This is a genomic window from Vreelandella zhaodongensis (assembly GCF_013415115.1).
In the GTDB taxonomy this organism is placed as follows: domain Bacteria; phylum Pseudomonadota; class Gammaproteobacteria; order Pseudomonadales; family Halomonadaceae; genus Vreelandella; species Vreelandella zhaodongensis.
In genome coordinates this window covers 86,925-99,013 of record NZ_JACCDD010000004.1, presented here as the reverse complement: position 1 = coordinate 99,013, position 12,089 = coordinate 86,925, and the positions used below count along the sequence as shown (strand labels likewise).

10 protein-coding genes are annotated in these 12,089 nt (G+C 53.7%); 9 read left to right on the top strand and 1 reads right to left on the bottom strand.

What is annotated here, in order from left to right; translation table 11 throughout:
• The first annotated feature begins 436 nt into the window (after positions 1-436).
• The 3 genes from HZS79_RS08580 (at position 437) to HZS79_RS08570 (ending at position 3,663) form a co-directional block, all read left to right on the top strand.
• Entirely contained in the window at positions 437-1,264 is an 828-nt protein-coding gene (locus HZS79_RS08580) for an alpha/beta fold hydrolase (protein WP_162219089.1), read from the top strand.
• Positions 1,265-1,298: 34 nt separating this feature from the next.
• Positions 1,299-2,063 (top strand): metallophosphoesterase, encoded by a 765-nt coding sequence (locus HZS79_RS08575; protein ID WP_162219088.1) that lies wholly within the window; start codon positions 1,299-1,301, stop codon positions 2,061-2,063.
• Positions 2,064-2,235: 172 nt separating this feature from the next.
• Positions 2,236-3,663 (top strand): Glu/Leu/Phe/Val family dehydrogenase, encoded by a 1,428-nt coding sequence (locus HZS79_RS08570; protein ID WP_179927608.1) that lies wholly within the window; start codon positions 2,236-2,238, stop codon positions 3,661-3,663.
• Positions 3,664-3,748: 85 nt separating this feature from the next.
• Here the strand turns inward: HZS79_RS08570 and HZS79_RS08565 are convergent, their stop codons facing one another.
• Complete coding sequence (locus HZS79_RS08565) at positions 3,749-4,636, bottom strand: LysR family transcriptional regulator (protein WP_162219086.1); 888 nt, start codon at positions 4,634-4,636, stop codon at positions 3,749-3,751.
• Between the two features lie 148 nt (positions 4,637-4,784).
• On the opposite strand from HZS79_RS08565, the gene HZS79_RS08560 reads away from it, so the two are divergent.
• The 6 genes from HZS79_RS08560 to HZS79_RS08535 all read left to right on the top strand — a co-directional run bounded on the left by HZS79_RS08560 (position 4,785) and on the right by HZS79_RS08535 (position 11,882).
• Entirely contained in the window at positions 4,785-6,224 is a 1,440-nt protein-coding gene (locus HZS79_RS08560) for an aldehyde dehydrogenase family protein (RefSeq protein ID WP_179927607.1), read from the top strand.
• 10 nt (positions 6,225-6,234) lie between these two features.
• Positions 6,235-7,224 carry a dipeptidase gene (locus tag HZS79_RS08555; RefSeq protein ID WP_179927606.1) on the top strand — a complete coding sequence of 330 codons (990 nt, stop codon included), beginning with the start codon at positions 6,235-6,237 and terminating at the stop codon, positions 7,222-7,224.
• 77 nt (positions 7,225-7,301) lie between these two features.
• The gene (locus HZS79_RS08550; RefSeq protein ID WP_162219084.1) at positions 7,302-8,879 is read left to right on the top strand and encodes a BCCT family transporter; all 1,578 of its coding nucleotides are present in this window, start codon (positions 7,302-7,304) and stop codon (positions 8,877-8,879) included.
• A complete protein-coding gene (locus HZS79_RS08545) occupies positions 8,872-10,716 on the top strand; it encodes a hypothetical protein (protein WP_179927605.1) in 1,845 nt (614 codons plus the stop codon). Before HZS79_RS08550 ends, HZS79_RS08545 begins: the two co-directional genes overlap by 8 nt.
• Positions 10,713-11,480: a DUF3726 domain-containing protein gene (locus HZS79_RS08540; protein WP_162219082.1), complete on the top strand. Its 768-nt coding sequence runs from the start codon at positions 10,713-10,715 to the stop codon at positions 11,478-11,480. Before HZS79_RS08545 ends, HZS79_RS08540 begins: the two co-directional genes overlap by 4 nt.
• Before the next feature lie 21 nt (positions 11,481-11,501).
• Entirely contained in the window at positions 11,502-11,882 is a 381-nt protein-coding gene (locus HZS79_RS08535; RefSeq protein WP_162219081.1) for a RidA family protein, read from the top strand.
• The last annotated feature ends 207 nt before the right edge of the window (positions 11,883-12,089 follow it).

Here is a 12,089-nt window from a genome sequence, read left to right as displayed (position 1 = left end):
TGCCATAGTTTGTAAGAAATTGCTTACAAAGGTGCGCATTTTCAGCCTATGCCTTTGAGTGGAAAAGATTTTCATAATATAAAAAGCCGACAAAAAGCGTCGGCTTGGGTGGCTATTTTTTTGCCTAGGGGGGAGGCATAGCGGTAAATATCGCTGCTGTTAGCCGAAATAGGCCGCTAATGCTTCATTGGCAGCATGTTGCCAATTGGCTTGTAAGCGCCAAAAAGCAAACACTTCGTCATCTTGAGTTGATAATGCAAACGTGGAAATCATTCGGTGGTCCTCCTATTGGGACACACCTAGAGTATAGGCTATTTTTGTTGCATTGCAGCAATTTTACCATTGTTAATATAATAAGCAGCGCACAATCTTGCGTGTTTAGCATGATATGCTGCCCAAATAGCTATAACTAATTAATAAAACAACGAGTTATACCATGGTGCTAACAACTGTCGATTCTGACACTATTTATCCGGAACCTACCTTCCGCGACCGCTGGGTATCAAGTTCCCATGGCCGCGTGTTTACCCGTACTTGGGAAACGCCTCATTTGCGCTCTGATGTGCCCATTGTGCTGTTTCATGACTCTTTGGGCTGTGTGGATTTATGGCGCAGCTTTCCAGCAGCGCTGTGTGCGGCGACCCAACGACGAGTGATTGCCTATGATCGCCTAGGGTATGGGCGCTCCGATGCGTGCCTGGCACCGCCGCTACTGAGCTTTATCGACGATGAGCCAGCAGTAAATTTTGCGGCGTTAAGAGACGCTTTTCAGTTAACGCGGTTTATTGCGCTCGGGCATAGCGTAGGTGGCTGTATGGCGGTGCACTGTGCGGGGGAGTATGCAGAGCAGTGCCTAGGTCTTATCACTATTGCTGCCCAGACATTTAATGAATCGCGAACTCGACGTGGCATTGAAGTGGCGCAGGCCGCTTTCCAAATGCCGGAGCAGTTCGCCAAATTGGAAAAGTATCATGGCGAGAAAGCGCATTGGGTGCTGCATGCCTGGACGGACACCTGGTTGCATCCAGCGTTTGAGCACTGGTCGCTTATCCCCGCCCTTGAGCGCGTTAATTGTCCTACGCTAGTGCTTCATGGCGAAAAAGATGAGTATGGCTCGCATCGCCAACCAGAACGCATTGCTCGCTACACAGGCGGCCCGGCGCACTGTGAAATTCTGCCGGGTATTGGCCATGTTCCCCACCGTGAAGCAGAAGCAGAGGTCGTTCAGCTTACTAGTCAGTTTATAGCGCGGTTGGGTCTATAACGCTGTCGTTACTTAGGGAAAAGTAAGGAATACTATGCGATTACGTATCTTATCGGATCTTCATTTAGAGTTTTTTGACGGTGACCGTGAGCTGCCGGAGGTAGAAGCCGATCTCATTATTCTGGCAGGCGATATTCATAAGAGGACAGAAGGGCTTGCCTGGGCTAGGCAACGGTTTCCAGAAATACCTATCGTATATGTGCCAGGAAACCATGAGTTTTACGGTACCTGTATGCCGTTACTTCGTGAAGAGCTCGACATCGAGGCCCGTCGCCAAAAGATTGAGCTGCTGGATAATCGAGCAATCACCATCGGCGGGGTGCGTTTTTATGGCACTACGTTATGGACTGATTTTTCGCTCTATGCCGATGACCCAACGCACAATCCAGAAGAGACCGCCGCTAAAGCATTACGCTATATGCCCGATTTTCGCATCGTGACAACAGCCCCAGGCCACGTGTTTACTCCTCAAGCTAGCCAAGAATTACACGCTGAAGCGCTTGCATGGCTGAGTAATGAGCTGGAGCAACCTTTTGATGGCCCGCGCGTTGTCATTAGCCATCATGCACCTTTACATAGCTGCATCCCTGAACAATATCTCGGTGATGCGCTGTCCCCAGCCTTTGCTTCCCACCTACCTCAATTAATGGGCAAGATGGATCTATGGGTGCATGGTCATGTTCATGAGCCCGTCGATATTTTACGTAACGGCACTCGAGTTATCGCTAATCCAGGCGGTTATCCCTATGAGTTCACCCCAGCGTTGTTTCAGCCGAATTTGGTGGTTGAAGTTGGTTAAGTGAGAATTTAACAATAGTTGAAAGTTGGTGGCGCAGAGGCTTTGTTAGAGTCAGTGAGTAGGGGAGCTTAAACCAACGAAAACCGCACGGCACAATCGCAAATGTTGGTGATTCCTGAAACCGTACTGATGACGACATTGATAAAAATAACGCAGCAATGGAGCGCCACTAATGAGTGATACCAAGTTCGCCCAACAGGGCATGTCTTTTCGCGAAAGTGTTGAGCACATGGTGGATCACGCCATCGACATCATGGAGCTGGAAGAAGGGGTTGGGAATGCCCTAAAGGTGTGCCAAAGCGTGGTGCAGGTATCATTCCCGATTGATATCGACGGCAAGATTGAAATATTTACCGGCTGGCGAGCCACCCACAGTGACCACCGTCTGCCCTCAAAAGGTGGTATTCGTTTTGCGATGATGGTCGACCAGGACGAAGTCGAGGCGTTGGCAGCGCTGATGACCTATAAATGCGCGATTGTCGACGTACCGTTTGGTGGTTCCAAAGGTGGGCTGATCATTGATCCGCGTAAGTACACTCAGAAACAGCTGGAAGCCATTACGCGGCGTTTTGCACGCGAGCTGATAAACAAAGGTTATCTAAGTCCTGCCACCAACGTTCCCGCACCCGATATGGGCACTGGGCCACGGGAAATGGGTTGGATGGTGGATACCTACCGCCAGATGTTCCCTAATGACATCAACTACATGGGGGCATTAACCGGTAAACCGGTGGAGCATGGTGGTGTGCGTGGACGTAACGAGGCGACCGGGCGCGGGGTGCAGTATGCGTTGCGCGAACTTTTCCGCCACCCAGAAGAAATCAAACGTTGTGGGCTGTCTGGCAGCTTGGCTGACAAGCGGATTGTGGTGCAGGGATTAGGTAATGTTGGCTTCCACGCTGCGCACTTTCTACAGACCGAAGATGGCAGCCGGATTACCGCTATCATCGAGCGTGATGGGGCCTTGGTTAATGACGATGGCTTGGATGTTAAGGCGGTACGTGAGTATATCGCTGAGACCGGAGGGGTGCAGGGATATCCGCATGCAGAGTACCGAGAAGATGGTAACAAGGTGCTGGAGCTTGAGTGCGATATTCTTATTCCGGCGGCCCTGGAAGGTGTTATCACTGCCAAAAATGCGCCCTATATTCAGGCGCCGCTTATCGCTGAAGCGGCCAACGGCCCTATTACCTATGAAGCAGATAAAATACTTCAAGAGCGGGGTGTCGAGATTATCCCCGATGCGTACTGCAACGCTGGCGGTGTGGTGGTTTCCTATTTCGAGTGGATTCGTAACTTGAATCACGTCCGCTTTGGAAGGCTCGATAAACGCTTCCATGAAGCGCGTGGTCAGCACATTATTCGTGCGATTGAAGAGTCGACAGGGCATAAGGTGCCAGATCATCTGGCCGATGAACTAGCTCGCGGCGCCGATGAGTTTGATCTGGTACGTTCTGGATTGGACGATACCATGCGCTTGGCGCTGCAAGAGATCATTCGTACTCGTAATGAAAACCCGAAAGTTAACGACTACCGCATGGCGGCCTATCTGATTGCCATCGAGAAAGTTGCCCGTCACTACCGCGATATCGGTGTTTAATATAACGCTGCTATTGCTAGCGCATCTGTAACGCAATAGTGCATAGGCCAGCCCTCATGTGTGTCATGGGGGCTGGCCGAGTGTCTTAGCGATGGCTTCCTTCCAGCTGCGCCATTAAATAGCCATACATTGCATCTGCGGCGGGTGAAAGGCTTTGTCGTGCTCGCCGTAATAACCCAATTCGGCGCTCCAAGTGCGGGGTGGCGAGTGGAATAAAGCGCAGCCGCTGATGCTCTTCCTGGAACGCTAACCGGGGCAGGGTGGTTACACCTATACCGGCTTCCAGCATGGCAGTCAGCGAAATCATGTTGGAAATATACAGCGTGCTATGGGCTAAAAGCTCTGCTGCTGGCGACCCTTCAAGCAGGCGCGAGGTGCCGTTACGAATGAGTGTATACGGCTTTAAAGCGCGCCAATGCAGTGCATCTTTCTGAGCCAGTGGGTGGTCGTCACGACACACTACGCCAATATCATCATGAAGTAGCGCATCAAAGCGGAGGGTGTCATCGGGTAGCCATAAGCTAGTGATACCGAGCTCTACCTCGCCTTTCAGAACCATCTCATTGACTCGTTCGGAGTGGCCGTCCTGCAGGCTGATATCAATACCGGGGTAAGCCTCCAGAAATCCGGCTAATAGAGCGGGCATAAGACGGCTGGCGACCGAGGGTACAGCGGCAATATCAACGCGGCCACGCTGCTGGCGAGCAATGGCCAGCGCATCGCGACATACTCGGTCGTGATGGGCCACCAATTCGCGGAAGCGTGGTTCGCACCAACGGCCAAAGGGCGTTAACAGGGCTTTGCCGCCGCCTTTTTCAAAGAGTGGCTGGCCAAGGCGCTCTTCAAGGTCACGTACGGCCATAGAAATGGCTGGCTGACTGCGATGCAACTGCTTGGCTGCGGCATGAAAGCCACCCGAATCAAGAATCGCCAGTACATAGCGTAAAGGTGCCAGTTTCAATTCGGGGAGCATGGTCGGTGTTTAATCTCGTTATAGTGGCAAGCTATTATGGTAAGTTTTACTGATCATTTTATCTGAATTATTGATTATCCTTATATTCTCGCCTTCTCTAGCATGTCGTCAACAACCCGTTATCAACGACATTAAGAAAGAGGTCGCTATGTCATCCCTCCACGCGCTCTATATCAACGGCCACTGGGTCGATGGTGAACGTCACATCACCAACGTTAACCCTTCGGATCTAGCCGATGTCATCGGCGATTACGCCCAGGCGAATGCGACTCAGGTGGAGGACGCCATTAAGGCGGCTCGCCAAGGCCAGAAAGAGTGGGCCAAAAGCGGTTTGGAGCAGCGTTATGGTGTATTGATGGCGATTGGCGATGAGCTGATGGCGCGCAAGGAAGAACTGGGCCGTTTACTGTCTCGGGAAGAGGGTAAACCGCTGACTGAAGGCGTGGGCGAAGTGGCGCGTTCAGCACAGTTTTTCCACTACTACGCCGCCGAAGTACTACGGCAGCTAGATGAGCGGGTAGATTCAGTCCGTCCTGGCGTTGAAGTTGATACACGCCGCGAGCCAGTGGGCGTGGTGGGCATCATCAGCCCGTGGAACTTCCCGATGGCTACTGCCGTATGGAAAATCGCTCCGGCACTAGCCTTTGGTAACGCGGTTATTTTCAAACCTGCCAATCTGGTGCCTGCCAGCGCCTGGGCCTTGACCGAAATCATCAGTCGTCAAGCACTGCCAGCAGGCACCTTCAACCTACTGATGGGGAGTGGTGGTAGTGTTGGTGAAGCACTGATCACCAGCCCTGCCATCAATGCGTTGACCTTCACCGGGTCGCTGGAAGTGGGTCGCCGAGTGGCGGCGGCTACCGCCGGTAATCTGGTCAAGTGCCAGTTGGAAATGGGCTCCAAGAATGCCCTGATTGTTGCTGAAGATGCCGATCTAAATTTGGCGGTGGAAGCGGCGTTCAACGGCGCCTATTCCGGTACGGGGCAGAAGTGCACGGCGTCTTCACGGCTGATTGTTCATGAAGCTGTTCACGATGCGTTTGTGGACAAGCTGACCGCACGGCTAGCGAAAGCCAACGTTGGGCCAGCGCTGGAAGAAGGCGTGCAGATTGGCCCCGTCGCTGATGCCGGTCAGTTGGAGTCCAACCTGAACTGGATTGAACGTGGTAAAGCTGATGGCGCCAAGTTGGTGTTTGGCGGCGAGCGGGTAAGTTGCGCCAGCGAAGGCTACTTTATGGCCCCCACGCTGTTTGTTGAGACTACTAATGAGATGGCCATCAACCGTGAAGAGGTCTTCGGCCCAATAGCCTGTGTGATCAAGGTCGCCGATATGGACGAGGCGATCGCTACCCTGAACGACACTAACTTCGGCCTAACCGCAGGCATTATCACTGACTCATTGGCGCTGGCGACTCGCTTCAAAGCCGAAGCCGAGACCGGCTGTGTGATGGTCAACCTGCCCACCGCTGGCACCGATTACCACGTGCCGTTTGGCGGCCGCAAGGACTCCAGCTTCGGCCCCCGTGAGCAGGGGCGCTATGCGCGTGAGTTTTATACCGTAGTCAAGACTTGCTACGTGAAAGCGTGAGGAGCGGCGCATGTCTAAACAGATGCTGACCGTTGATGGACTGCAGTATTCCAACTGGTCTCGAGAGATTTTTGAGCAGATGCGCGAGGGTGGCGTGGATGCCGTCCATGCCACTCTGGTATATCACGAAACCCTGCGCGAAACCCTAACTCGCATCGGCGAATGGAACCGCCGTTTTGAAGCCCATGGCGATTTGATTATGCCGGTGCACGCACCCAGCGATATTTTACGCGCTCAGCAGGTAGGCAAAGTGGGCATCTTCTTTGGTGCCCAGAACTGCTCGCCGATTGAAGATGATATCGATATGGTCGCGGTGCTTCGCCAGCTGGGGCTGTTGATTATGCAGCTCACCTATAACAATCAAAGCTTGCTGGCGTGTGGTTGTTATGAAAGTGAAGACAGCGGCATCACCCGTTTTGGCCGTCAGGTAATTCGCGAGATGAACCGGGTCGGGATGGTGATCGATATGTCCCATAGCGGCGAGCGCTCGACGCTTGAAGCGATCGAAATTTCCGAACGCCCAGTGATTATCTCCCATGCAAACCCAAGCTTTTTCCACGCCGCCAAGCGTAATAAGTCTGACAAAGTGCTTCAGGCAATTGCTGAAAGCGATGGTCTGCTGGGCTTTTCGGCTTATCCGTTCCACCTGAAGAACGGCCCAGACTGCACTCTGGAAGATTACTGCGACATGATTGCCCGCACCGTAGACATGATGGGTATTGAGCATGTTGGACTCGGTACGGATTTATGCCAGAACCAGCCAACGTCTGTACTGGAATGGATGCGTAACGGACGCTGGTCAAAAGAGATGGACTACGGCGAAGGCAGCGCCAATAACGCAGGCTGGCCGCAGCCTTTGGCTTGGTTGCGTGATAGTCGCGACTTCCCGAACCTGATTGGCGAGCTACGCGCCAAAGGGTTTGGTGATGAAGAGATCACCCGCATTATGGGGCGCAACTGGGTTGAGCTATTAGAGCGAACAACGACACCTACCCCCTAATACACCTACGGCCTAATCAGTCTGCTAGCCATGTTTAACCAGATACTCCCAACAATAATCAATAATGAGGTTTTTCAATGAACTCTCCCCACAACAAGGATGAAGCCTCCGGGCTAAGTAAGTTCGGCGACCCGGTAGTCCTCGCGCTTAGTGGCGGTTTTGTTATTCTTTTTGTACTTCTGTCGCTGATTAATCTAGAAGGGGTGGCAGGGGTTATTTCCTCCGGCTTCGCCTGGACAGCGGCAGTGCTTGGCTCCTACTTCCAACTTTTTTTGTTGCTGACCTTCTTTATCGCTATTGGCCTAGCCATCTCTCCAGCCGCCAGTGCCAAGATCGGTGGTTTGGACAGGCCAGAGTTGAGCACGTTTAAATGGCTTTCGATCATTATGTGTACCTTGCTGGCGGGGGGCGGTGTGTTCTTTGCTGCTGGAGAGCCGGTGTATCACTTCGTGGTCACGCCACCGTCGTTTGACACCGAAGCCGGTACCGTGGAAGCCATTGCCAGTGCCTTGGCGCAGTCGTTTATGCACTGGGGGTTTCTGGCCTGGGCAGTACTTGGCTCGCTGACTGCCATCGTACTGGCTTACTGGCACTACGACCGTGGTCTACCGCTGCAGCCGCGCACCTTGCTAGCTCCAGTGCTTGGTGAGCGTCTGATGCGTAGCTGGGTGGGTGGCGTTGTAGATGCCTGCTGTGTGATTGCTGTGGTGGCGGGCACCGTTGGCCCCATTGGGTTCCTAGCTACTCAGGTTAGCTTTGGCTTGCACGAACTGTTTGGTATCAGCGAGGGCTACGCCACCCAGTTGATGATTCTGATAGCGCTAGGGGTAGTTTACGTCACCTCGGCAGCAACCGGTATTCATCGTGGAATCCAGATTCTAAGTCGTTTTAACGTGTTTCTGGCGTTAGTGATTGCGGCGGTGATCTTTATTTTCGGCCCTACGCTGTTCTTTACTAACGCCTATCTACAAGGGTTCGGTCAGTACATTACCTCCTTCTTTGCTATGGCCACCATGACCTCGGAAACCGCCCCAGGCTGGTGGATGCAGTGGTGGACGGTATTCTTCTTCGCCTGGTTTATCGGTTACGGCCCGCTGATGGCGATTTTTGTGGCCCGCATTTCACGCGGCCGCACCATTCGCCAGATGATTCTGGCGGTTGCTGTGATGGCACCTATCGCCACTACCGTCTGGTTTACCTTGCTGGGGGGCTCAGGTATCCACTACCAGTTAACCGGTGCGATTGACCTGACCGAAGCGCTCAATAACTTCCAGTTTGATGTGGCGACGTTAACCGTGGCGCAAGCGCTGCCGGGCGGTACGGTTATGGCGCTGGCTATTCTGCTGCTAACCACCATCTTTGTGGCGACCACTGGCGATTCCATGAGCTACGCGATTGCCGTCGTGTGTACTGGACATGATCAACCGCACACGGCTGTGCGTGTCTTCTGGGGTATCACTATGTCGTTGATGGCCGCGATCCTGCTCTATATGGGCGCTGGACAGATAGGCGTGCTGCAGCAATTTATCGTGATTACCGCCATCCCTGTGTCTCTGGTGCTGCTGCCATCCCTGTGGCTAGGGCCAAAAGCAGCCTATGCCATGGCGCGTGAACAGGGGTTGACGACGCGCAAGAAGGTGATTGTTAATGAGTAATCGTGATTGGGGGCTGGCACCACTGGCGCCCTTGAGCTTACGGCCTGCCGATGAAGTGATGCGTTTGGAGCGCCTGGGTAGCCTGCATGCTTGCCGCTTAAGTTTTGTGCGTACCCTGATGCGCCAGATGGGACGCCAACGGTGGCAGGTGAGTCGAGAACGCTTTGATCTGGACGAGAATGGTTATGGCACCGTCATCTACCGCTTGCAAACGCCCTATGGTCGTTACCATGGGGTGATGTTTGCCCAGCCGCTTGATGACGCGGCCCGATCTGACCGCGTTATCGCTGAGGCCTGGGATGTCACCTTCGGCCTGGTCGAAGGGGATGTGGACGACAGCCTGTTGGCACAAATGGCGGCTAATGTGCCGCTGCAAGAAGCTGGACGCCAGCATCCACGCTTATTGGTAATGTCTCGCGCCAACAAAAGCCTGCGTAACTTTGCGCATTTTGTGGAAGCGTTGGCTAATGGTCGGCAACCGGATCCTACATGGTTAACTCGGGTGGGCTATCTATACCGCACCACCGCTGTTTACGGCAATGGTAAGTTTGGCATTGCAGACTTTGCCCGCTTACATGAAAACCCCGATTTTCGCCGCCCATTTTCGGCGCAGATGGCGGGGGTCTATCTGCTGCGCCACTTCTCTATTGAACAGGTTGAGCATCTGGCGCGTTGTCGAGCACCTGAGACGGCTTGCGAACTGGCCACCGAGCTGCGCCGCTATCTGGGTATCGGCAACTCCACCGGCCTAGGTATGGCGCCGTTTTTGATTAACCATCCACAGCTGATTGCCCAGTGGGTAAACCAGCGTGAAACCGCATTGGCGCTGGTTCAACGTCAGACACCTAGCGAGCATGAGCGTGCCAGGCTGATTGCCTTAACCCGTCGAGCAATACAGCACTTGGCGGAAACCGTTACTGAGGACGTTGAGCAGACCGAGCGCAATACGACCACCGTGGAAGCCCTGCCGGATGTGCTGGCCTGGTTGGAGAGCGCACCGTTAGAGGAAGACCTCTGGGCACAGCTGGTGGCCTGGAGCGAGCGGACACTATCGCTAGAGGCTCAGGAACTGATCAACACGCTGTTGATTGAGCTTTATCCTGAACAGGTCGACCCGCTGGAAGAGCAAATGGGGGTTAATGAAAACCTCGACCTTCAGCCAGATATGCCGCTGATGCGCTTGCGCCAGTTGATAGAGACGCACTATAGCTGGGCACTGGAGTATGAATACACCAGCCGTGAAGGGAGCTACTGGTTCTGGTATCGCTCAACAGAAAAAGAGGAACCACGCCTAGGTGTGCGCCATGAAGAACCAGGTACTGAGAAAGAGATGCTGATTGCCATGGGGCCACGGGTTGCCCATAGCCATGCAGCTATCTGCGAATTTCTGGAAACCACACCGCGCGCCAAAGTGGTCGATTTTCTGCTCGCTAAACCGCGCCATAAAGAGATCATTCGCCGTGTGCAGACGCTGGTGAAGTCTACCTATGGCGATATTCATGCCAACCTCTGGCATCAGGGTATGAAGCCGATGCACCTGCTACGCACCAAGCTAGCGTTTTTTGGTGCTAGCCGCTTCGACCCCAAATCTGATCGTTGGGTACGCATTACCCTGCTTCAGGGGGCGCCGCTGGTGGAGGAGCTTAACGCCGAGCCGGAAGACCTTAGTCACTTCGATGACTGGAGTTTTCCGCTACAGCCGCAGCTGGAAAAGGGCTGCGTGGCACCCGCTGAGCTATCTCCACAGGGCGATCAATCTCCACAGGGCGAGCGGTCGCCATTACAACAGTCGCCATCACAACAACAGCGAACTGCTCAAGGAGGTATGTCGTTATGAAAGTCTCCTTTAATGAGCTGCAAGGTCTGTGCAGAAAAGCGTTTACCGGTATTGGATTTGAAGACGGTGATGCCGCGGATGCTGCTGATATGGTGGCGTGGATGCAGTGTCACGGTTTCAACGCGGTTGATCAGCTTAACCGCGGCCTAGATTTTCTACTCGAAGAAGACCCCGAGGCCTTGCCCGAGGTGATTTACCAAGACGGCGACCTAGCCGTCCTGGACGGCCATGGCCAGAGCGTACTGCGCAGCATCAGCTTGGCGACTGAATTGGGGTTTGCCAAAGCCCGTGCGCGCGGTTTGTCCGTGGTAAAAATCCGTCGCTGTCGCAACCGCCAGTTAATCATGGGTTATCTGTCACGTCTGGCGGGCAGAGGTATCAATATTACTGCCTTCTGGCGTAACTCTCAGGAGCCGCTTACCGAACAGGTGGTGGGCTTTCGTGCGGGTCACCCCACCCCAGAGGTGCGCATCTACTCGGTGCGCGATGTTCCGGAAGAAAACGAACCCAATGACGGCATCACCCTGGTGATGGCCAACCATGTGGAGCTGCTGCCTTCCCTGGGAGCGGACCACGACCTTGATTTGCTGGCACGCCATTCTGAATTCGATCTAATGGCTTGCCGAGAGCGTGCGCTTCAGGAAGGCACCGAGGTCGATGATGCGATCTGGGCACGCTTGAAAACCCTAGCCCATCGCATGTTAGTCGAGTCTTCCGATGCTTCCCGCAGTGGTGCCGGTGCGGGCGTTAATGATAATGATTGATGAACCGACGAGAGTAGTGAAATGATTCAACAGGTAAAAACAGATTTATACGCGGCTAAGGCACCATTGGAGTGGGCGGTTGTTGGTAATGGTATCCTGTTCACCGCGCAAATTCCCATTGGTACCGATGGGGCGGTGGTCGAGGGTGGCATTGAAGCACAAACTCGCCAAACCTTAGATAATCTTCAGCACACGTTAGAAAGTGCTGGCGCGGGTATGCAGCAGCTGACCCAGGTATTGATCTACGTGACGCAACGCGAAGATCTGGCCACTGTTAATCGCGTCTATGCGGAATATGTTACCGCGCCTTATCCCAATCGGGCCGCCATTATTGTGTCTGGTTTTGCGCGAGAAGAGATGTTGGTAGAAATGGTGGCTTATGCCGCTGTCTCAGCGGTTTAATAGTTACCATAGACACAAGCGTTATTCCCGAGTCACCGCACGTCATTCCCGAGCGGGGGTATCGGGAATCCAACTTGACCTTGGCCTGCAGCAGCCCGAAACTCCAGGTCAACATGGATTCCCGCTAAGGGCCTGCGGGAATGACGAGGGCGGCTCGGAGGTCTGGGGTGGAGTCATCGTCAGGCACTTATTAAACAAAAAACCAGC